The 20,904-nt window shown below is 70.9% G+C and carries 21 protein-coding genes; 8 read left to right on the plus strand and 13 right to left on the minus strand.

All coding sequences use genetic code 11. The features are described 5' to 3' along the window. Positions 1 to 5 precede the first annotated feature (5 nt). Entirely contained in the window at positions 6 to 272 is a 267-nt protein-coding gene (locus WMF28_RS29540) for a phosphopantetheine-binding protein (RefSeq protein ID WP_433927994.1), read from the minus strand. An 83-nt stretch (positions 273 to 355) separates the two neighbouring features. Here WMF28_RS29540 and WMF28_RS29545 point away from each other — a divergent pair, with 83 nt between their 5' ends. Beyond that, complete coding sequence (locus tag WMF28_RS29545) at positions 356 to 1,147, plus strand: enoyl-CoA hydratase/isomerase family protein (protein WP_437596675.1); 792 nt, start codon at positions 356 to 358, stop codon at positions 1,145 to 1,147. Between the two features lie 113 nt (positions 1,148 to 1,260). Further along, positions 1,261 to 2,109, plus strand: a complete 849-nt coding sequence (locus tag WMF28_RS29550; protein ID WP_437596676.1) for an RNA polymerase sigma factor — start codon at positions 1,261 to 1,263, stop codon at positions 2,107 to 2,109. Between the two features lie 59 nt (positions 2,110 to 2,168). On the opposite strand, the gene WMF28_RS29555 is transcribed toward WMF28_RS29550, so the two are convergent. Then, a complete protein-coding gene (locus WMF28_RS29555; protein WP_437596677.1) occupies positions 2,169 to 3,713 on the minus strand; it encodes a flavohemoglobin expression-modulating QEGLA motif protein in 1,545 nt (514 codons plus the stop codon). 129 nt (positions 3,714 to 3,842) lie between these two features. On the opposite strand from WMF28_RS29555, the gene WMF28_RS29560 reads away from it, so the two are divergent. After that, positions 3,843 to 4,877, plus strand: coding sequence for an AAA family ATPase (locus WMF28_RS29560; RefSeq protein ID WP_437596678.1), 1,035 nt, complete (start codon positions 3,843 to 3,845; stop codon positions 4,875 to 4,877). 25 nt (positions 4,878 to 4,902) lie between these two features. On the opposite strand, the gene sixA is transcribed toward WMF28_RS29560, so the two are convergent. Next, positions 4,903 to 5,424, minus strand: coding sequence for a phosphohistidine phosphatase SixA (sixA, locus tag WMF28_RS29565; RefSeq protein ID WP_437596679.1), 522 nt, complete (start codon positions 5,422 to 5,424; stop codon positions 4,903 to 4,905). Between the two features lie 82 nt (positions 5,425 to 5,506). Next, positions 5,507 to 7,456 carry a MopE-related protein gene (locus tag WMF28_RS29570; protein WP_437596680.1) on the minus strand — a complete coding sequence of 650 codons (1,950 nt, stop codon included), beginning with the start codon at positions 7,454 to 7,456 and terminating at the stop codon, positions 5,507 to 5,509. A gap of 258 nt (positions 7,457 to 7,714) precedes the next feature. On the opposite strand from WMF28_RS29570, the gene WMF28_RS29575 reads away from it, so the two are divergent. The 3 genes from WMF28_RS29575 (at position 7,715) to WMF28_RS29585 (ending at position 9,912) form a co-directional block, all read left to right on the plus strand. Next, positions 7,715 to 7,882 carry a hypothetical protein gene (locus WMF28_RS29575; RefSeq protein ID WP_437596681.1) on the plus strand — a complete coding sequence of 56 codons (168 nt, stop codon included), beginning with the start codon at positions 7,715 to 7,717 and terminating at the stop codon, positions 7,880 to 7,882. 347 nt (positions 7,883 to 8,229) lie between these two features. Further along, positions 8,230 to 8,748, plus strand: coding sequence for an SMI1/KNR4 family protein (locus WMF28_RS29580; RefSeq protein ID WP_437596682.1), 519 nt, complete (start codon positions 8,230 to 8,232; stop codon positions 8,746 to 8,748). 54 nt (positions 8,749 to 8,802) lie between these two features. After that, complete coding sequence (locus tag WMF28_RS29585; RefSeq protein ID WP_437596683.1) at positions 8,803 to 9,912, plus strand: RluA family pseudouridine synthase; 1,110 nt, start codon at positions 8,803 to 8,805, stop codon at positions 9,910 to 9,912. Here the strand turns inward: WMF28_RS29585 and WMF28_RS29590 are convergent. The 3 genes from WMF28_RS29590 to WMF28_RS29600 form a co-directional block, all read right to left on the minus strand. Continuing rightward, on the minus strand, positions 9,893 to 10,156 hold the full coding sequence (locus tag WMF28_RS29590; RefSeq protein WP_437596684.1) for a hypothetical protein: 264 nt from the start codon (positions 10,154 to 10,156) through the stop codon (positions 9,893 to 9,895). The two genes, WMF28_RS29585 and WMF28_RS29590, sit on opposite strands and share 20 nt — an antisense overlap. An 84-nt stretch (positions 10,157 to 10,240) precedes the next feature. Beyond that, positions 10,241 to 11,782: a hypothetical protein gene (locus WMF28_RS29595; protein WP_437596685.1), complete on the minus strand. Its 1,542-nt coding sequence runs from the start codon at positions 11,780 to 11,782 to the stop codon at positions 10,241 to 10,243. Next, a complete protein-coding gene (locus WMF28_RS29600) occupies positions 11,779 to 12,438 on the minus strand; it encodes a Maf family protein (protein WP_437596686.1) in 660 nt (219 codons plus the stop codon). Before WMF28_RS29600 ends, WMF28_RS29595 begins: the two co-directional genes overlap by 4 nt. A gap of 233 nt (positions 12,439 to 12,671) precedes the next feature. On the opposite strand from WMF28_RS29600, the gene WMF28_RS29605 reads away from it, so the two are divergent. Both WMF28_RS29605 and WMF28_RS29610 read left to right on the plus strand, forming a co-directional pair. Continuing rightward, on the plus strand, positions 12,672 to 14,627 hold the full coding sequence (locus WMF28_RS29605) for an OmpA family protein (RefSeq protein WP_437596687.1): 1,956 nt from the start codon (positions 12,672 to 12,674) through the stop codon (positions 14,625 to 14,627). Further along, the gene (locus tag WMF28_RS29610) at positions 14,624 to 15,508 is read left to right on the plus strand and encodes a PPC domain-containing DNA-binding protein (RefSeq protein WP_437596688.1); all 885 of its coding nucleotides are present in this window, start codon (positions 14,624 to 14,626) and stop codon (positions 15,506 to 15,508) included. Before WMF28_RS29605 ends, WMF28_RS29610 begins: the two co-directional genes overlap by 4 nt. A 50-nt stretch (positions 15,509 to 15,558) precedes the next feature. Here WMF28_RS29610 and WMF28_RS29615 read toward each other — a convergent pair whose 3' ends face one another. The 6 genes from WMF28_RS29615 to WMF28_RS29640 form a co-directional block, all read right to left on the minus strand. After that, positions 15,559 to 16,152, minus strand: a complete 594-nt coding sequence (locus WMF28_RS29615) for a polysaccharide biosynthesis/export family protein (protein WP_437596689.1) — start codon at positions 16,150 to 16,152, stop codon at positions 15,559 to 15,561. Next, the gene (locus WMF28_RS29620; RefSeq protein WP_437596690.1) at positions 16,152 to 17,489 is read right to left on the minus strand and encodes a hypothetical protein; all 1,338 of its coding nucleotides are present in this window, start codon (positions 17,487 to 17,489) and stop codon (positions 16,152 to 16,154) included. The genes WMF28_RS29615 and WMF28_RS29620 overlap by 1 nt, the downstream gene beginning before the upstream one ends. Positions 17,490 to 17,584: 95 nt before the next feature. Beyond that, positions 17,585 to 18,160 carry a hypothetical protein gene (locus tag WMF28_RS29625; protein ID WP_437596691.1) on the minus strand — a complete coding sequence of 192 codons (576 nt, stop codon included), beginning with the start codon at positions 18,158 to 18,160 and terminating at the stop codon, positions 17,585 to 17,587. Positions 18,161 to 18,371: 211 nt separating this feature from the next. Beyond that, entirely contained in the window at positions 18,372 to 19,814 is a 1,443-nt protein-coding gene (locus WMF28_RS29630) for an AgmX/PglI C-terminal domain-containing protein (RefSeq protein WP_437596692.1), read from the minus strand. Positions 19,815 to 20,004: 190 nt separating this feature from the next. Beyond that, positions 20,005 to 20,595 carry a hypothetical protein gene (locus WMF28_RS29635; protein WP_437596693.1) on the minus strand — a complete coding sequence of 197 codons (591 nt, stop codon included), beginning with the start codon at positions 20,593 to 20,595 and terminating at the stop codon, positions 20,005 to 20,007. A 49-nt stretch (positions 20,596 to 20,644) separates the two neighbouring features. Then, positions 20,645 to 20,899 carry a hypothetical protein gene (locus WMF28_RS29640; RefSeq protein WP_437596694.1) on the minus strand — a complete coding sequence of 85 codons (255 nt, stop codon included), beginning with the start codon at positions 20,897 to 20,899 and terminating at the stop codon, positions 20,645 to 20,647. Positions 20,900 to 20,904 lie beyond the last annotated feature (5 nt).

The raw sequence follows: 20,904 nt of genomic DNA on the forward strand, positions 1-20,904 counted from the left end.
CGGGATCACGCGGCCGCGGTCGACTTGAGGATGTGGGCCACGAGCGCGTCCACCGATGCGAAGATCGGCCTCGCCTCGTCGCCCTCCGGGATGCGGACGCCGAAGCGCTCCTCCACGCTCATGGCGAGCTGGAGCGCGTCCAGCGAATCGAGGCCCAGCCCCTCGCCGAACAGCGGCGCGGCGTCGTCGATGTCGGCCGGCGTCTTCCCCTCGAGGTTCAGCTCCTCGACCATGAGTTCTTTTAACTTCTGCCGCACGTCCTGCGCGTTCATGAGCACGTCCCTGCGGGGTAGCACAATCTCGCGCCATTCTACCAGGGGGCAGCGCTTTTTCTGACGGTTTGGTAAAGAGGCCCATGGCTCTCGTCGACTACGCCACCTCTGCAGGCGTCGCGCTGCTTACCCTCAATGATCCGCCCGTCAACGGGTACACCCACGAGATGATGAAGGACCTCGACGCGGCCATCCTCGAGGCCCGCTTCGACAACGATGTACATGTCATCGTCATCACCGGGCACGGCGAAAAGTTCTTCTGCGCCGGAGCGAACATGAACATGCTCCGCGAGTCGGATCCGACGTTCAAATACTACTTCTGTCTCCACGCAAACGAGACGCTGAGCCGCCTCGAGCACACGCCAAAGCTCTGCATCGCGGCGCTGAACGGTCACACGGTAGGCGGCGGCCTCGAGATCGCGATGGCCTGTGACCTCCGCATCGCCCGCAAGAACGCCGGAAAGATCGGCCTCCCGGAGGTAGCGCTCGGCGTCCTTCCCGGCACGGGCGGCACCCAGCGCCTCGCCAGGCTCATCGGCAAATCCCGGGCGATCCAGCTGATCTGCGAGGGCCAGACGTTCGATTTCGAGACGGCGCTCGCGGTCGGCCTGGTCAACGACGTCTGGGAGACGGCCTCCCACGACGAGTTCATGGTCCGGATCCTCGCGTACAGCCACACGTTCACGCTGCCGGATCGCGCGGCCCTGGCGGTCGGACGCATCAAGCGCGCGGTGCAGACCGGCTTCGAGGTGGGACTCGAACAGGGGCTCGCCCTCGAGCGAGAGCTCCAGGCGGAGCTGTTCGCATCGGAGGACGCTCGCGAGGGGCTCGCCGCATACATGGAGAAGCGGAAGCCGGTGTTCCAGGGCAAGTGAGCTCGCGCTGCACGTGCCATGCAAATTTGTAATTTATATTACAAATAAACGGCTTCCCTGGGGTGGTCTGACGATTTTCAAATCAACGGGGATTGCTGCACGTAAGTTCAGGCATGCAAGAGCCTCTTGGGCACGTACCGCTCCTGGAGCGGCCCAGCTTCGAGACCGTGTACACGGTTGGCCTGTCGTTTCTCCGGCAAGCGCTCCGCTGGCTCGGGGTAGCGGAGCGCGACATCGACGACGTCCAGCAAGACGTGATGATCGCTGCATATCACGCCCTGGAAAGCTTCGATCCGAGGCGCAGCACAGACGGGGCACGCGCCGGCCACCCCCCTTCCGGGCACAACCCCAGCTCGGAGCGCAGGGCTCCGCAGACGGCGATCCCGCTCGGCGAGCCCCTCAAGCGCTGGCTGTTCGGCATCGCGTGGCGACAGGTAGGCCACTACCGCGGGCGAGCCCATCGCCGCCGAGAGATCGCGGTCGGCGCGGGGACGAGCTGGCCGTTCGACCTCGCCGACCCAGGCTTGAGCTCGGAACAGCTGCTCGCGCGCGAGCAGAGCGGCCAGCTCGTCGGCCGGTTGCTGGGAGCGATCGACCTCGAACGACGGGTCGTCCTGATCATGCACGACCTGCTCGACGTGACGACCGCCGACATCGCGCGCGATCTGGACGTGAACGAGAACACGGTGCGCAACCGACTCCGGCTCGCCCGCGAGGACTTCCGCGTGGCGGTGAAGCGCATGAACGCCGAGGACCGGCGCGCGCTCCGCGATCCCTTGAGCCTCCCGGTCGCGGAGCGCTCAAGAGCGGTGGACGGAGAGGCGCTCATGAGCGCGGCCAGGCTCGTCCCCGAGGTGCCGGAGGCGATCCGGCGCAGGCTCTGGATCGCGGTGACGCGCGCGATCGCACACGCGCACACGGCCGGATCGAGCGCGCAGGCAGCCGCCGCGCCGCCCGTTTGAGCGAGCACCGAGCACGTCGAGACGGGCGCCGCCGGGAGCGGCGCGCGGGTCGGGCGCGATCAGTGCTCCAGCATCCTGCCGTAGTGCTCGGCGAGCGCCGTCCCGCCGAGGCGAGAAAAGAAGGATGAATAGCAGATCCAGATCGCCAGCCCGTTCATGTCGTCGAACAGCGGCGGGAGATACGGGGGCGGGCGGATGATCCCGTCGGTCACGTGCGCATGGAGAACAGGGACGTCCTCGTGCGCGACTTTCCCCACGAACAGGAAGGGAATGAGCATCGCTCGATCTTGCTGAATGGCAGCGCGCATGAAGGCGTAGTTGAGGACAATCCCCTTGCAGTAGCAGGCGTCCTTCGTGAACGGCGCTCCCCCGGCGAGAACGCCGCCGCGGAAGACGCGCCGGGCATTCTGGAAGCACTCCTCTTCCTCGTACCCTTCGGTGCGGTACCACTCGAACACGTCGAGGAAGGACGCCCCGTCCTCCGCTTTGTCCACCGCGAGGATGCGGTCGTTCAGCTTCTTCGCGCGACGCGGCGTGCTCCTGAAGGTGAGGATCTCGACCAGGACGGCGAGCCCTTCCTGAACCGCCGTGGTGCGCGGAGGCCCCTTCGCCAGCCAGCGCGCCACAGGCTGAGCCTGCCCGTTCAGGCTGGTCGCGACGTGCACCCACCCCTCGTGCGCCTCGAGGATGTCGACGTCGCTCCTGGAGAACATCGCGCCGCTCCTGATCTTCACATAGTCGCTGCCAGCGGCGGCGTCCGCGAGGAGCGTGTCGTCCACCTGCACGCGGATCGACGCGCCGCCGAAGAAGCGGTCGAAGCGGCCATTCAACTCGAGCGCCGCCATCTCCGCCGTGATCTCGCGCTGCTGCGACGGGCCGAGCCGCTCACCGCCGATCGCCGTCAGGAGATCATAGAGCACGAACCCCATGTCCCGCACGCTCGTCTTCCCGTCGGGCAGCTTGTCCTTGGGGGAGCCGTACAGCTCGCGGGACAGGGTGTAAAACGCCTTCGTTCCCCGCCCCATGAGCATGGTCACGACCTTCCTGTACTCGTCCGCGGTCGTGCGGAGGATCTGGCCGAGCCGATCGCGCTTGCCGAGCTCCCGCTCGGCGTCGCGGAGGATCTCCTCGAGCTCGCGCTGCTTCGCCGCCGGGTCGAACCCGAGATCTTCCGAGTAGGTCACCCTGGGCAGCTCGCGCTGCTTCGAGCGGAAAAACTGCTCCTCGACCTCGCCTTCCCACCGGAGCGCCTGGAGGATCCGGATCGGACGCTGCGCCTCTAGCACCCGCTGGGCCAGGGTCGCGAGGATCTCCTTGTAGGAACGCCACGGCCCCGCGACCGGCGGAAGCGGCGCGTGCGGGATCGGTCCGTCGTGCAGGCTCAGCGACTCCAGCGGCGCCGACGGCGCTTCGCCGTTCGCCCCACCGCCCTCGTCAGGGCCGCCCTGTCCACCCGCCGCGGAGGCCTCGATGCCGTCCTCCGCCGCGCCGGTGCCGCCGCGGGGCGGCTCGTCCGCTGGCTCGCTCACCGTGAGCTCGCGCTGCGCCTCCCCGTCCGCCGTGTGCGCCCCCCTCCTCTCCCGGGCCTCAGAGCTCTGCGCCATTGCGATCGATTGCTAACACTGGCTCACCGGTCGGAGCAAACCTCCACGGAGCAGAACGCCGCCGCGGTGAGCGCTGGCTCCGCCGGGTCCTTGTCGGCATCGCGGCCTCGGGGTACGAGCCCTGCCCGTATGAGCGACCCCGAGCCCACCAACGACGCCGAGACGACCGCCGACGAGGAGTCGAGCTCCCTCTCGGATGCCGCGCTCCTCGAGCGCACAGCGGAAGGAGCCAAGCGGCTCCGCTCGGCGATCGCGGCGGCGGTGGTCGGGCAGGACGACGTGGTCGAGGCCATGCTGATCACGCTCGCCGCGCGCGGGCACGCGCTGCTCGTCGGCGTCCCGGGGCTCGCCAAGACGCTGCTCGTGTCGTCGCTCGCCAAGGCGCTCGACCTCAGCTTCGGGCGCGTCCAGTTCACGCCGGACCTGCTGCCCGCCGACATCACGGGGACCGACGTGCTGCACGAGCAGCACGGATCCCGGAGCCTGCGCTTCCAGCCCGGCCCCATCTTCCACAACCTCGTCCTCGCGGACGAGGTGAACCGGACGCCGCCGAAGACGCAGGCGGCGCTGCTCGAGGCGATGCAGGAGCGCAAGGTGACCGTCGGGACCACCACGCACGCCCTGCCCGACCCCTTCCAGGTGTTCGCGACGCGGAACCCGATCGAGCAGGAGGGGACGTACCCGCTGCCAGAGGCGCAGCTCGATCGCTTCCTGCTCGAGATCCACGTCACGTACCCGAGCGAGGCCGAGGAGCGCGAGGTGGCGCGGAGGACGACCTCGGGGAAGCCGCCGACGATCGCGGCGGTGCTCCGGGCCGCAGAGGTGCGTGCGATCGGCGGCCTCATCCCGAGGATCCCGGTGACCGACGAGGCCGTGGATCTCGCGGTGCGCCTCACCAGGGCGACGCGGCCGGGGACGGAGCGCGCCGCGCAGGAGGTCCGGGACTACGTGCGCTACGGCGCAGGGCCGCGCGGGAGCCAGGCGCTCGTGATCGCCGCCAAGGCGCGCGCAGCGCTCCGCGGCGAGGCAGCTGCAGACGTGGACGACGTGCGGGCGCTGCTGATCCCAGCGCTGCGGCACCGGATCGTGCTGTCGTACCGCGCCGAAGCGGACGGCGTGCGCGACGTCGACGTGCTGAGCGCCGTGGAACGATCGGCGCGCTGAGCGCGCGTCCGTACCTCCCCGCCGCTCAGCGGGAGCGGGGCGCCTGCTGCTGCGCTTCCTTCACCGAGTCGACCGCCTTCATGGCCTTCAGATCCAGGGCGAAGCGCAACGTCCCCGGCCCACGCCCGTCCCAGCTCACCGCAACGACGCCGCTCTTCTTCATGCCTGTCCAGCCGACGTCGCCGAGCAGCGACGTCACCAGCGCCGACAGCGAGGGCTCGTGCCCCACGAGCGCCAGCGGCTGCGGCCCCTGGTACTGCGAGAGGAGGCGGAGGATCTCTGCGGTGTCCCGCGAGGGAGATAGCTCGGCGACCACCGAGACCTCGTCGGTGAGCTCGGCAGCCTCGGCGATGATCTCCGCGGTCTGCACCGAGCGCACGAGGGGGCTCGTCCAGAGCGCCGCAGGGCATCGGCCCTTCTGCTTCGCGAGCCACTTGGCGACGCGCCGGGTCACCTTGCGACCCTTGCCCGTCAACCAGCGACCGGCGTCACCGAGGTCGGGCGCGTCATCCACGGCCTGGCCGTGGCGAATGATGAGGATCTCCATGCCGTGACCTTAGCCCGGGCGACCGCCAGCTGGGGAGCGCCGTGCGCGCGGACGAGGCGAGGGGGCGCCGGCCTCCGAGCCCTCAGAACTCGCACTGGCTGGTCGCGTCGTTGCAGTGCGAGCCCGGCGCCACGAAGGGGCAAACGCTCCCGAAGAAGCTGTTGCACGGCAAACCGCACGTGTACGCCGTGTGCGCGTAGCAGATCTGCCCCGCGTCGCAATCGGCGTCCGAGGCGCATCGGCAGTTGAAGTCGTCGGGGATCCCGTTGCCGTTTTCATCGAGGCCGTCGCAGCACTCCGTCACGTAAAAGTCGCTTGCGCTGCAGTCCTCGTCAGCGCAGTCGAGCGTGCCGTCGCAGTCGTTGTCGATCCCGTCGGTGCACGCGGCGGACCCGAACTCGGGACCAGGCGCGGCGCCGTTCGCGCAGCCCCGGCAGGGACCGAAGGCGGCGCAGTCGGGATCGGCGCAGTCGACGTAGTGATCGCCGTCGTTGTCGAGACCGTCGTCGCAGCGCTCGCTCGGGTTCGGGGCGATCGCGACGTTGAGCACGAAGGGGCCCTCGTTCGCGCCGCCCCCGGGATCGATCGTGTAGCCGTCGAGGAAGACGAAGTACGTGCCAGGGTACAGGATGCTGAAGTCGAGCAGCGAGGACCCCGACGCGCCGCCGCTGTCGTCGTCGCAGCCGATCTCCCGGCCGGAGTTGCAGATGCCGGTGCGGACGTAGAGCACCGAGTCGAAGCTCGACCCCCGCGAGTCGAGGCGCACGCGCGACGGCGCGGTGAGCACGAAGAAGAAGACCGCCTCGCCGGCGTCGCCGCCGCACGCGCCCCGGGTCTCGCTCACGTGGCCGGTCGTGTCCCCCGTGTAGGTGCCGGTCCCGGGGATGCGCCTCGGCGAGAGGCAGTTCGCCTGCGCGAGCACGCACACCGGGCTGCTCGCGCAGTCCGGATCCCGGCAGTCGATCAGGGCGTCGCGGTCGTCGTCGAGCTCGTTGTTGCACTGCTCCGGCGTCGGCTCGCAGTTCGGCGCGAAGACGCAGGCGGCGTCGGCGCAGTCGATGTGCTCATCGCAATCGTTGTCGACGCCGTCGTCGCAGACCTCCGGCACGCAACGATCGCAGGCCGCCGCGGAGATGCACTGCGGGTCCGCACAGTCGATCCTCCCGTCGCAGTCGTTGTCCTGGCCATCCTCGCACCGCTCCAGCGAGCCGGGCGGCTCGCACACGCAAGGGAAGAAGTTGCGGCAGTCCGGGTCGGCGCAGTCGACAAGGAGATCGCAGTCGTCGTCCGCGCCGTTGTCGCAGCGCTCTCCCTGGAGGCTGCAGGCGCACAGCGGGTCGGCCCCGCAGCTGTCGTCATCGCAGTCGAAGACGCCGTCGCAGTCGTCGTCGACGCCGTTGCCGCATTTCCCGGCCTCCGAGGCGGAGCAGCCGCAGGCGGGGGTCCCCGAGCAGTCCGCGTCGAAGCAGTCGACGATGGTGTCGCAGTCGTCGTCGACGCCGTTCTCACAGCGCTCGCCGGCGGGGCTCGGGGTACAGCCGCAGTCCTGCCCTGCGGCGCACGCGGGATCGAAGCAGTCGCTCACGCCGTTGCAGTCGTTGTCCGCCGCGTCCGTGCAGATCTCCGGAGCGCCCGGGAAGACGGACGGGTTGAAGTCGTTGCAGTCGCTCCCGCCGCAGATCGTCGGCCCCACGCCGTCCCCGTCGTCGTCGCGGGGACGGTGCTCGCAGCGCCCGGCCTCGCAGTCGTCGCTCGTGCAGTCGTCGCCGTCGTCGCAGTCCGTGGGGCTGCCGCACGCCGCGAAGCCTCCGGCGCCGTCGCCGCCGTTCGACGATGTCGACGCGCTGACGCTGGTCGTGCTGACGACCCCACCTCCGACGCCGGCATCCGAGGGCTCGAGGAGGCTCGTCCGGCCGCACGCCCCCACCAGCGCGCCGAAAGCCGCCCACGCCCCGATCGCGACGAGGGATCGTCGAATCCCGGGGGACCGCGGATGCGCCTCCCCGACCCATGCTGAAGAGCCCGGCTTCATCTCTGACCCTCTCGGACCGGCCGCATGGTGCCCACGCGTCGATTCACTTTACACGCCCGAGTTTCCAGGGAAGCAAGTCTTGATCCCCCTGATGCTGTCCGGTCTGCCTGCGCGGCCCCGAGGCCCACCGCCTCGATCGACGCGGCTGGATCACGAGGAGGTGCCAGGACGGCTGGCGGGCGGGGTCGTGCGCCGATCAGGCTGGCTCGCGCCGCGGATCAAGTTGCGGGTCGACGCATCCGCGTGTAACGAGGCGCGGTGGGCGCGCAGCTCCAGATCGAGTACGAGCGGCCGCCCGACGGCCTTCAGCGCGGCCGTTACCCTGCGCCACAATGGGTCATCCTGGCGGTCGGCGCCGCCGTGGTGCTCGGGGCGGTCGCCGTCCTGATCTGGCGAGCGCGGCGCAGCTTCCGCTCACGAGAGTAAGGCGGACCGCGTTCGGCGGGACGCCGGTGACGCGGAAAGCGCCGGTCGCTCGCTCCCGGCGGATGAATGATCGACAGCAGGTGCGATCGCAGGTTGACACCGAGCAGACCGGACCGGTAGGCACCTTAGAGGGACGCGCTCCCGGTCGGCTGATGTAGAGTGCCGCCCGAGCGCGCGACGCGCCCGCAACAACCGGGGCCGAAAACGCGGCCTAGTGAGGCCCTTTGGTTCCTGAAGAACGCCGCGCAACTGCGGCCCGTGGATACATGGCACCGATCGAACGTGGCGTTGAGCTTGTGCATCGGGTGATCGCGCAACTGAAAAAGCGCCCTTCCAGCCATGCCGCCGTGGGAGCGAGCCAGGCGGCGCTCGATGCGCTCGAGTCGAAGTTGATGGTCGAGCTGCCGCCCACGCTGCGGGTGTTCCTGGAGTTCGATTTCACCCTCGATAGCCTGGGCCCGCGGTTCAAGGGGCGGCATCGCTTCGGCCAGGACCCGTCGGCGCCTCGACCGAAGCTCACCTCGGTCCGCAAGCTGGCCGAGGCGAAGACCGACCTCGGCTGGACCGAGTCGCGCCTCCGGAGCAAGGTCGTGCGGTTGCCCAACCTCCCCGGTCAGCCGTGGAACGCGCTCTACCTCGGAGAGGCCAGGCGGGACGGCGAGCTCGTCATCCTCGGCCTCGACAACGAGGACACGAACGTCCGGGTCTTCCCGCGCTACACGGCGTTCGACCTGTACCTCGTCGAGCAGTGCGGCCTCGGCAGGCTGTCCGAAGCGCAGCGGCTCGAGGACCTCGAGTCGCACATCGCGCTCAACCCCGAGCTCGGGACCGCCGAAGAGGACGACGAGGGCGATACGGAGTATTGATCGCGCGGCGAGCGACGCCCTCGCGCTGGCGCCGCTCGGCCGTGAACGACGCCCGTGACGAACGCGATGGCTGCCGGTGGGGAAGCGCTCCACTTCCGAGTGGACGACGGCGACCCGCGTGACCGGCTCGACAAGCTCGTCGTCCACCTGCTGGAGCGCGCGGGCCGCGCGACCTCGCGCGCGGCGGTGCAACGATGGATCGCCGCCGGTCGGATCCTCGTCGATGGGGAGCCGGCGCGCGCGTCGGTGGCGGTGCGCACGGGCGCGCTTGTCGACATCCGGCCGGAAGGGCCGGCGCCCTCCGCCGCGGCGGCCGACCCTGGCGTGGTCATCCCGGTGGTGTACGAGGACGAGCACCTGCTCGTGATCGACAAGCCGGCCGGGCTCGTCGTGCACCCGGCGCGCGGGCACGAGTCGGGCACGCTGGTCAACGGGCTGCTCGCCCTGCCCGGGTTCGCGCTGGCGCCGGCCGATCCTCGCGACCCCATGGGGCACGTCCGCCCCGGGATCGTGCACAGGCTCGACCGAGGCACGAGCGGCCTGCTCGTCGTGGCCAAGGACGAGCCCACCCGCGAGGCGCTGAAAGCGCGGTTCGCCAGGCACGAGATCGAGCGCGAGTACGCCGCGATCGTGGCCGGCGAGGCGCGAGACGCCACCTACGACACGCTCCACGGCCGCCACCCGACCGACAGGCTCCGCTACACGTCCTGGATGCGCAGCGACGCCGGCCGCAGCGACGCCGGCCGCAGCGACGCCGGCCGCAGCGACGCCGGCCGCAGCGACGCCGGCCGCAGCGACGCCGGCGCGCGCGCCACGGCGCCGCGCCGCGCGGTGACGCACGTCCGCGTGCTCGAGAGGCTCGGCGACGCGGCGACGGTCGTCGCGTGCTCGCTCGAGACGGGCCGCACCCACCAGATCCGGGTGCACCTCGCCGAGCGCGGCAGGACGCCGATCCTCGGAGACCCGCTCTACGGCAAGCCGCCGAAGAAGCCGGCGGTACGGGCGATCGCGGAGGAGCTCGGGCGGCAGGCCCTGCACGCGCGCGTGCTCGGGTTCATCCACCCCGCCACGCGAGAGCCGGTGCGCTGGGAGAGCGCCCTGCCAGCGGACATGCGCAAGGCGCTCGACCAGCTGCGCAGGCTCGCTACCAGATCTTCGATTTGATGTGGCCCTTGGACTTGATCAGGATGTCCACGAGGGCGCGGTCGTAAAAATTCTTCTGGAAGAGATCCGGCGACACGCGGCTCTTGTAGAGGGCGCGACCCTCCTCGATCTCCTCGGACAGGACCGTGAAGAGGTCATCCTGCTGGATGCCCTGCACGATCTTCTCCTCGTTGTAGAGCGAGAGATCGCTTGCGATGGCGCGCGCAAGGCGGCGCGCCGCCTCTTCGGTTTCAATCAAGGGCATCCGTCTCTCCTCCATGTTCGCCGGCCGGGGGCACGCGCTCCCGAGCCGGCGGGCGCCTAGGATGCAGCAGCCCAGGCGGCGCTGTCAAAGTAGCTCGTCTTCCGGACCGCTCGGCGGCGCGGAGACCGCCTCGCCCGCGGGGCGCGGCGCGCCGACGCGAGGCGGATCCGAGCTCTGGCGCGCCGCGGCGAGGGCGGCGAGCCCCGAGAGGAGGGGGAACGCGACAAGCGCGTAACGCCCCGCGCCGAAGAACACGGCGTGCGTCGCCGCGGTCGCAGCGAGGACGGCGAGCGCGGCGACCGCGAGCACCGGCGCCCGGAGGAGCGCGCGGCCCTGGAGCAGCGCGAGGCCGAGGAGCGCGAGGTAGCCCACCCACGCATGGACGTGCAGCGCGGCGACGACCCCCAGCGCGAACAGCGCGAGCCGAGCAAGCAAGAGCGCGCGCTGCGCGAGCCAGCGACGGCGAGCGCGATCACGAGGAGCGACGGGCGTCTGCGCGGGCTTGCGCGCTGCCCACATGAGCGCGAAGAGGAGGACGAACCGCTCGAACGCGGTCTCGACGGCGCCGAGCGCGACCTTGTCTCCCTCGCTGAACGCCGCCGGGTTCGAGGCGTGCAGGTACCACCCGGCCGCGCCACAGTAATCGAACGTCGCCGCGAGCTTGCGGGGCACGAGCCCGAGCCAAGCGCCGGGGTGCTCCGCGATGTAGCGGCGCGCCTCACGGCCGAAGCAGGCGTCCTTGCCGGCCTCGTCGAAGACCTCGCGGCACGCCTCGGGCACCTGGATGGGCGCCCAGGCGCCGGTGGAGGCCGGGTCCGCGCCGATGAGGAGGTTCCAGCCGCCGTTCACGCTGACCAGCGCGCACTGGTTCATCCGCACGCAGTTGCGCGCGGTCCAGGGCGCGCACACGAGGAGCGCCGCGATGACGGTCACCAGGACCGGCGCCGCGCGTCGCGCCGCGCGCGCGGCGAGGGGCTCATCGATCCGGGCACCGTCGCCGGGCGGAGAGCCCAGGAGGGCGAGGCCGGCGAAGAGGGGCGCGAGCAGGAGCGCCTGCGGGCGGACGAGGGTTGCGACGCCGACGAGCAACCCGAGGACGGCGAACGGAGCCAGCGCCGGGCGGCGCTCGCGCGCCCACGCAGACGCCCACGCCGCGCAGGCGACGAGCGCGCCGGTGACGCCCTCGGTCATGAGGGCCGGGGTGTACGCGACGAGCCCGGGGTGGAGGGCGACGAGCGCGCCCGAGAGCGCCGGCACGGCGCGCGAGCGCGGCGCAGCGCGGGCTGCCAGGCGGTGGACGGCGAGCGCCGCGAGCGCGCCGAGCACCGCGTTCAGCAGCATCGCGACCGCAGGGTGCGCGCCGAGCAGCGCGTACAGCGCCCCGACGGCGCCCGGATAGCCGACCGGATAGTGCGCGGCGTACGTGACGACGCCGTCGGGCCACAGCCACGTGTAGCCGAGCCCCGCCGCGATCCGCTCGGCGATGCGCTGGTAATAGGCGCCGTCGGCCGCGGGCGGGAAGCGCCCGGCCGCCCAGACGACGACGGCGATCCGCACCGCGAGGGCGAGGCCGAAGATCGCGCCCGCGTCGCGCCGGCGCGCGGCCATCGAGACGTCGTCGCTCATGACGAACGCGCGGGCGACAGCGGGAAGCGCGCGAGCAAGCCGGCGGCGCGCAGCGCCGCGACGACCTCGCACGCGGGCAGGCCGACGACGTTGGAATAGGAGCCATCGATGCGCGCGACGGCGAACGCGCCGACGCCCTGGATCGCGTAGGCGCCGGCCTTGTCGAGCCCCTCGCCGGTCGCCGCGTACGACGCCACCTCGTCGTCGTCGAGCGCGCGGAAGCGCACGCGCGTCACGACCGTCTCGGCGTGGAGGGCCGCGGCGCGGCCCGGGACACCCGCCGGCGCGAGATCGACGTGCCCGCCGCCGGCGATCGCGAACCGGGTCCAGACCTGGTGCTCGCGGCCCGAGAGGGCGCGGAGCATGGCGCGCGCGTCGGCCTCGTCCCGCGGCTTGCCGAGGATGGAGTCCTCGAGGATGACCGAGGTGTCAGCGACGAGGATCCCGCCGGTCCCGGCCGCCTGGTGCAGGCGCTGCGCGGCGGCGAGCTTCGCCAGGGTGACTCGCTCCAGGTAGGCCATGGCCCCCTCGCCGGGGCGCCCCGCCTCGTCGACCTCGGCCGCCGCGACGCGGAGAGGCAGGCCGAGCGTGGTCAGGATCTCTCGCCGGCGCGGCGAGCCGGAGCCAAGCAGGAGCGGATGCGCGTCGTCGATCATGGTCGTGCGGACGCCGGCGGCGCCGGGCCCGGCCGGGCGTGGTCGTAGCACGGCGCGAGAGCGACCGCGGGGCGCAGCGCATCGCGGAGCGCCGGGTGCCCCCCGGATCGCGCCGAGACGATTGCTGTTTTGACTCTCACCCCGGCAGTAGTAGAGGGTCGGGCGCGATGCGCGCCAACTGCAGGGTGCCGGCACGATCAAGCCTTCCGCTGCTGGTGGCCTCCGGGATCTTCATGGCGGCGCTCCTTCCCGCGCTGGCGCGCGCGGACGAGTGCGCGCCAGCGAACGGGCTGTCGGGCTGCATCGACGCCGACAACCTCTGGCCCCACGCGGGCGGCGGCCCCTTCTTCGCCGTGGGGAGCACGGGGACGGCGCCGAGCGCGAAGGCCTCGTTCGGCCTCGTGGCGAGCTACCTGTCGCGGCCGGTGGGCCTGCGCGTCGCCTCGCCCGACCCTGACGGGACGGTCGTCCACGTGCTCGACAACATGTTCGACGCGACCTTCCTGTGGTCGCTCGGGCTCACCGATCGCCTCGAGGTCACGGTCGCCGCTCCCGTCACCCTGTACCAGGACGGCGCGGGCTTCTCCGATGTCCTCGGCACCGACACGGAGCTGCAGCGCAGCGTGATGCGCGACACGCGCCTCGGCGCAGCGTTCGCGATCGTGCCGCCGCCCCGGCAGGGTCCGCTCGACGGCTTCTCGCTCGCAGCGCGCCTGGAGCTGGGTCTGCCCACCGGCGACAAGACCGTGTTCGCCAGCGCCGGGACCGTCACGTTCGCGCCGACCGTCACTGCGGCGTACCAGCTCGGCGAGCTCCGGCTCGCGGCCGAGGCCGGTGCCAGGCTCCGCGGCTCGAGCGCGCTGATCGACGTCGCGATCGGCTCGCAGCTCCTCGGCGCCCTCGGCGCCGCGATCGACGTGCTCCCGGACCGCTGGCTCACGGCGTCCGCGGAGGCGTTCGCCCTCTACACGCTCGCCGAGCAGCCCGTCCGGGGCGCGGCGCCGGTGCCGGCGGAGTGGATCGTCTCGGTGACGAGCGCCCCGCTGCTCGCCGGCGACGTCTCGCTGTCCGCAGGCGGCGGGAGCGCCCTCCCGTTCTCCTCCGAAGGCGCGCTCACCGCGCCGCGCTTCCGGTTCAACCTGGGGCTGCGCTATGCGCCGACGGGACGCGACGCGGATGCCGACGGCGTCCTGGATCGCGACGACGCGTGCCCGTTCATCGCGGAGGATCGCGACGGGTATCAGGATGGCGACGGCTGCCCCGATCCCGACAACGACGGCGATCGGATCCCCGACGGGCGCGACAGGTGCCGGGACGAGGCCGAGACGATCGACGGCTTCCAGGACGACGACGGCTGCCCCGATGTCGACGACGACAACGACGGCATCCCGGACGACATCGACGCCTGCCGGAACGCCGCCGAGGATCGCGACGGCTTCCAGGACGACGACGGCTGCCCTGATCCCGACAACGACGGCGACGGGATCCCGGACGAGCGCGACATGTGCCCGAACGGCGCAGAAGACGTCGACGGCTTCAAGGACGACGACGGCTGCCCCGATCCCGACAACGACATCGACCAGGTCCCTGACGTCAGCGATCTGTGCCCGGACGCGCCCGAGGATCGCGACGGCTTCCAGGACGACGACGGCTGCCCCGATCCCGACAACGACGAGGACGGCGTGGCCGATGCGGCCGACGCATGCCCGGTGACGGCCGAGACGATCGACGGTACGAGCGACGCCGACGGCTGCCCCGAGCCGGCGGCCAGGTCGCTGCCGCAATGGTCCGGCGACCGGATCCTCCTCGACGGCCTGGTCCGCTTCCCTGCGGGGAGCGCACGGGTACCGCCGGCCCTGGCCGCCCAGCTCGGCATGATCGCCCAGCTCATGCGCGGGCGCATGCCCCTCGACGTCGTCATCGTGGAGGCCTACCCCGATCGCCAGGGCGATCAGTCGACGCGCGCGATCGAGCTCGCTGGCGCGCGCGCGAGCGCCGTCAAGGAGCGCCTCGCAAGCGCAGGATTCCCGGCGGACCGGATCACGGCCGCCGCTGGCGACACATCAGCCATGCGCGCGAAAGACGCGCCCCAGATCGAGGTGACGGCGACCCGTGCTCGGCGCTCGGAAAAAGCCCCCCGTGCTCCGGGCGCAGCCTCCTCGACCCCCGGAGAGAAGAAACCGCGATGAACGTTCTCGAGGCACGCCGTGCCCGCCATTTGATCATCCGCCTCGATCGGGGCGAGGAGCTCCCAGCAGCGCTGGTGCGCGCCCTTGACGAGGCCGAGGCGCGCGCCGGCTGGATCGAGGGGACAGGCTCGCTCGAGAAGGCGGAGATCGCGCTGTTCGATCAGGCCTCCCGCACCTACGCGAAGACGCGCGTCCTCGAGGGGCCCTGCGACGTGGTGGCGCTCTCCGGGAGCGTCGCGCTCCAGCAGGGCGAGACCTCGCTTCGCCTGTCCGCCACGCTCGCCCGCGAGTCCGGCGTCGGTCTCCAGCTCGCCGCCGGCGAGCTCGTCTGGGCGCGCGTCTACGGGCTCGAGCTCCGCGTCACAGCGTTCGACGATCTGCCCCTCGTGCGGGCGTTCGACGATCGAACGGGCCTCATGCAGCTCGCAGCCCAGTCGACCGGCATCGCGGCGACCGTGAGCGAACCGCCCCGGATGGCGCCTCCGGCGCAAGCCGCCGAGCCGACGCGCACGGCGGCGCCTCCGGCGCAGGCCGCGGAACCGCCCCGCGCGATGGCCCCGGAGCCGCCCCGCGCGGCGGCCTCGGTTGCCGAGCCCGCCCGCGCGGCGACGACCTCCGTCATGGAGCCCACCCCTTTGCCGCTGCACCGCCCGGTCCGCCCTCGCCAGGAGGAGGAGAGCTATCCGGAAGTGGGCGACAGCGTGACCCACTTCCACTTCGGCGAGTGCACCGTGATCAGCTCCGACGGCGAGCGGATCCGCCTCCGCCAGGAGCGCGACGGGCGCGTGCGCGAGGTCTCGCTGACGATGCTCCGCATCGAGCCTCACACCGTGGATCCGGCGACGGGCAGGAAGCAGTTCCGCCTCGCGCGGAAGAACTGAGCGCACCGCGCGCCACCTCGCTCGAGAGGTGGCGCGCAGCGCGTCGTCGCTCAGAAGACGCGCTGCGCGACGTTGATCGAGTCCCCTGCCTGGAGAGGCACATCGGGGATCTTGTTGTCGATGATGTCCTCGACCGAGACGGTGGCGAACACGGTCTTGCCCTGGGACTTCCTGCGGATCGTGACGCGATCCTTATTTGCGATGCTGTTGAATCCCCCCGCCATCGAGATGGCGCGGAGCAGCGTCATGCCAGGTTGAAGCGGCAGGGACCCGGGCTTCTGCACCTCGCCGAGCACCTCGACCCGCTTCGAGTTATACTCCTTGATGCTCACGCTCACGCTGGGGTCGGTGAGGACCTGCCCCTCCATGAGCTTCGCGCGGACGAGCTCCGCCACTTCCTGAGGCTCCAGGCCCGCGATCTTGAGCCGCTTCACGTAGGGGAAGTCCACGGTGCCATCCGGCGCGACGGTGAACGCCGTGGGCAGCTTGTCTTCCCCGACGATGCGGAGCTCGAACACATCTCCGACACCGATGGTCGTCGCCTCCACCGGAGGGGGCAGGTTCACCGGCTCGGGCTGGCGCGACGAGCAGGCGGCGATCACCAGCGCGAGGAAGGCGGCGGCCCACCGACCGGAACGCCGCATCACATGAACCAGCGCACGCCCAGGTAGGCTTCGAGCTGCTGCCATCCGAGATAGTTCGTCGCCCCGGACTCGTCGAGGATCCTCAGCGCGGTGCTGCTGACGTTGTTGCCGTACCGCAGGGTCGAGTTGATCCCCAGAGAGTCCCCTATCCGGTACTCGCCGAACAGAGAGGCATCGATACGGACGTCCGTCCAGGGCTCCTGACGCTCGACCAGGCGTCCGTTGCCCGCCGGGATCTCGGGAAACACATGGGCTGCCACGCCGCCGTCGACGATGAGCAGAAACCGTCCGCCGAAGAAGTAGGTCAGCTTGAGGTACCCGCGATCGCGCTCGAAGTAGCTCGCGAGGAAGCTGTCGTGAAAATCGCGCGTGAAGCCAGCCGAGAGCGAGGAGAGCGCGAGCGTCGCCGCCTCAGGATCGGTTGACGGGTTCGGCGTCAAAAACCACTTCAGCTCGAGCTGGCCAATGACGCTGTCGAAGTCGTGCACGACGTCCCCGGCGTTGTTCGGCGTGTAGAAGCTCGCGCCCCAGCCGGCCATCGCGAGGAGACCGAAAGACGGCGTCACAAGACCGTTGATCCCGATCTGGGCCCGCAGAGGATGAGAGGCGAGCTGAGCGCCCGGATTCGGGTAATCGACGAACCCGAGCGACGCGTCGTAGATGAGCGCGGTGCGCGGCAAGAAGCGCCAGCGGCCTCGCGTCCGGACGATATGATGCATGTTCGTCAGGCTGTCGTACTCATCGACCTCGAAGAACGTGCCCATGAAGCGATAGCCCAACCGCCAATCGAGCAGCCCCCCGCCCGGCGTCCACACAAGCTCTGCTCCCGCGCCCGCGTTGACGCGCCGGAAGCTCTGGTTGGAGATCCCGATATCGGAGGAGGCGATGGTCCGGCCGAGCGACGCATCGAGGATCGCGGACCACGGGCGTCGGGGCAGGATCGTCAGGTTGGCGTCGAGTATGCCGCCGATGTTCCGCTGCTGACTCAGCCGCTCCTGCCCGCGCTCCGACCCGGATACCGGGACGAACTCATCGTAGGTCGCGGCGATGCCGCCGCGAAACTCGACATCCGGCGGCGGCGCGCCGGGCGTCGCCTCCTGGCGCTGCTGGCTGAGCGTCGAGAGCGAGAAGGACGGCGTGATCCGGAGCCGCATCGAGCCCACAGGCCCGATGTCGTCCGCGCTGGCCTGGTCTCTCTCGGCCCTGCGGAAGAAGTTGGAGTCATAGCCGAGCTCCGCGGCGACGCCCGGGTGCAGCTCGAGGTCGCCGGTGCGTATCCCGATGCCCTCGGTGTAGCGACGATCCTTGAGCCAGGGCTGATCCTGCGCCAGGGCCAACGCCGGGGACAGAGTGAGCGTCAATACGGCAGCGGCTATGGTTTCACGAAGTTTCATCGCCTATTGGGCAGTGGCAATCCGAGAGAGGCGGTCGCCTACCGAAAACAGCTGCTGCACGCAGGCGGCTCGATGATGATCGGGTTGACGGGATACTCGGAAGGATCCTCCTGGGGGAGATTCGGATCGATCGTGGCCGTGACGGCACTGTCGCCGACGAAGCCCGCTTCCTGGCCGATGCACTGGTTGGCCTCAGCCGTCAGTTGCTCGGCCCGCTGCCGCAATACCGTCAGGATCGTGAACTCGTGATTGGAGAGATCGGCATCCCGCCGATTCACGGCGAGCTCCAGGCCCTGCCGCCGCTCGCGGGCGGAACGGATGGCGACGTCGATCTGATTCAGCTTGTCGTTCAGGCAGAGCGTCTTCACGACGTCTCGCTGCGAACGCGCGGTCTCGAGCTGGCGACGAACGGACGTCCGGGCCCCGTCCATCCGGGCGAGGAAGGTCTCGCTCTGCGCGAGCTGCTCGGCAGGCGAGAGCGTCACCTGCCGCGCGAGGCCCGCGGATGCATCCGGCGGAGGCGCCGTCTGCGCCTGCGCAGCAGCGATGCCATGGCCGATCACAACCGAGATCAGCGCGACTGCTGCGAAGCCGGGGATCTGTTCACGCTTCATCGAAGCCTCCGAAAGTCAGGCCCGCGCAGTATAAGTGCGGGCAGACGCCGTTGTCAAAACGCAATGAACATGCCGGGCATCCAGCGGCTCACCCCATCGGGAGGACCCGTACGAGGTACTTCCCCATTGGATGCGCGACGCCAGCACGCCATTCACCTTCAGGCGAAGCGAGGAGATTGCGCCTTGTCCACGGAGTCGGGTGGCATCGGGTCTATTGGCTCACGAAGGTGACAGGAATCACAACCGTCGCGCCACCGCCCTCGGGCGGCGCGAACTGCGCGCTCTGGACGCGCGCGACGACGCAGGAGACCACCGTCCCGGACAGGCCGGAGCCCCCGGAGGGAGTCGCCGAGAGCACCTCACCGTTGGGGCCGATCTTCGCGGTGACCCGGACCGACCCCTTCATGCTCGGGTCCTCCTGAAGACCCTTGTTGTAGCAACGACGGAAGCCAGCCGTCATCCCTGCCACAACGGAGGGTGCGTTCGAGACGCTCCCGCCGGAGACCGCGGCACCGCCCACCTGGGCGTTGCCCACCGGTCCCTTCACCGTCTGCGCCGAGCCGGCGGTCGCCGGGCCGCTGGTCCCGGTGTTGCCGATGCTCGCAAGGCCACCGCCGCCGGCGGAGCCAGGTCGCACTGTGCCCCCACCGGCGGCGCCCATGTTCAATCCCGCCACACCGCCCTTTCCGACGCCGGACCCGGAGGCGGCCGCGTTTTCGAGGAGGCCGGTCGGCACATCGCCCGAGCTGAGGACGCTGGCTGTGGCGTTCGCGCTCGAGTTGAGCGCGCCCAGCATCTGCATGTCGAGCTGCGCGAGCTCGTTTGTGAGCGCCGAGGCGCGAGCGTCGCTCATCCCGCCGGAGCCCTTCCCCGGGCTGGCAGCCGCGCCCTTGTTCCCGCCGCCGCTCGCGGCCTTGGGCGCCTCGGCGGTGGGCGCCGCCGTCGCCGCCGTCGCCTCGGCGTTCTCCTTCGGCTGCTCGACCGCCGGCGGCGGGGGCAGCTGCTTCACGGACTCGAGCAGCGCCGCGACGTCGACCTCATCGTCGACGACCGGGTCCATCCAGTCGGAGTAGATCGACCCCACGGCTCCGAAGTGGAACAGGAACGAGAAGGCGGCGATGATCGTTGTCGTCCAGTCGATGTCGTTCGCGATCCCCGACTTCACCGAGACGGGCAGCTGCGGCTTGGGCTGCACCGGCGGCGGCGCGACGAACTGGAACAGGAACGTCGTCTCCCCCACGACGATCTTGCCGCGCGCCTCTTCGCTGAGCTGGACCTGATAGGCCTGGGCATTGCCCACGGCCGCGCGCTTGGCAGATGACTTGAGCGTGGAGAGCTCCGAGACGCCGGCCTTGAAGGCGACCCGGCCGGTCATCCCGTCCAGGAAATTGAGGAAGTACTCGCCGCCCACGAGCTCGAACAGCCGAAAGCTCGGCGGGATGCTCTTGCTCGGGATGACGAACATGCTCTTTTCGCTGGGACCGATGGTGACGTGGGTGCGCTGCTTGATGACACGCTCCTCGATCACCTTTCCCCCCTGGACCAGGCCGATCCTGAGGACCTTCGGGCCGGTCACCGGTGCGACCGCCCGCATGACCGCGGTCATCTGCCCGGGCTGCCCGGGGCGCGACGGGGTAGGGTGCTGCTGGGTCATTCCAAGGGGCTCCGGGAGAGAGGGGACGATGCAGGGGCCGCCGCCGATCGCGCGCGGCAGGCGGAGTCGCACCCCCGGGCCCGGTGGGCCCCGGGCCTGGAACCGCGGAAGGAGCGCTGCACGGCGGAGGGCACCACAGCTCGCGAGGGTACACGGACAGGTGGGGGCGGTCCAGGAGAGCGCGCCGCGCTCAGGGGCGCGCGCGGCGCGATCGCCGCGGTGATACAGAGGGCGCGCTGGCGGCCCGGACGACGCTGTCGAGCGGTCCGAGAGCGACGCCGACGAGCGCATCGACGGCCTCGCGCTTTCGCGAGGCGGCGGTGCGGCCGACGCGCCCGGCCGCCGCGGACGCGATCGCACCAGCGGCGCCCGCGACCAGGACGAGCGCGATGACCGATGGCCCGGCCCGCGCGAGGAAGGAGAGCGTGGCCAGGAGCAACGCGGCGAGCGCCGAGAGACGCGCCGCCGCGCGCGGCCAGCCCGCGCCGGCGTCGAGCCGCTGCTCGAGCTCGACGAGGAGATCGTTGGCCGCCGCGATCTTCGCGCGCGGGTCCGCGGCGGACATGACCTCGAGCGCGAGCCGGCGCTCCCAGCTCTCCGGCGGCGACCGCCTCGCCAGCTCGGTCAGCCGCGCCTCGCCGGGCAGCGCGCGGAGCGAGCGCGCGAGCGCCGTCAGGTCGCCGCCCGTCGCGCGCGCGACCTGCGCCGGATGCTTCCACGAGATCACGGCGCAGGCGCCGCTCGCCGCGAGCGACACCGCGATGAAGAGCGCGGCGGACACACCGCCGCCTAGCGCTCGGCGCGCGAGCCGCCGCCGGCGGCGCGAGGCACTAGAACGGCTCCTTGAAGATCGCCTGCTCGATGCGGTCCAGGAAGGGCTGACGCAGCTCGGCGAGCGTGAGCTTCGGCTGGATCCGGCTGACGTCGACGGCCGCGATGGGCTTCTGGATGCGGCCGGTGATCGTCACCTCGGCGAGCGTGATGACCCCGCGCTGCTTGCCCTTCTCCTGCGCGCTCGCGCGCTCGCCGTGGCAGAGGATCGCGAGCAGGAACGAACCCAGCGCAAGTATCTTGTACGTGCTCATGGTCT

It is taken from the genome of Sorangium sp. So ce590, assembly GCF_051521365.1.
GTDB lineage: Bacteria > Myxococcota_A > Polyangia > Polyangiales > Polyangiaceae > Sorangium.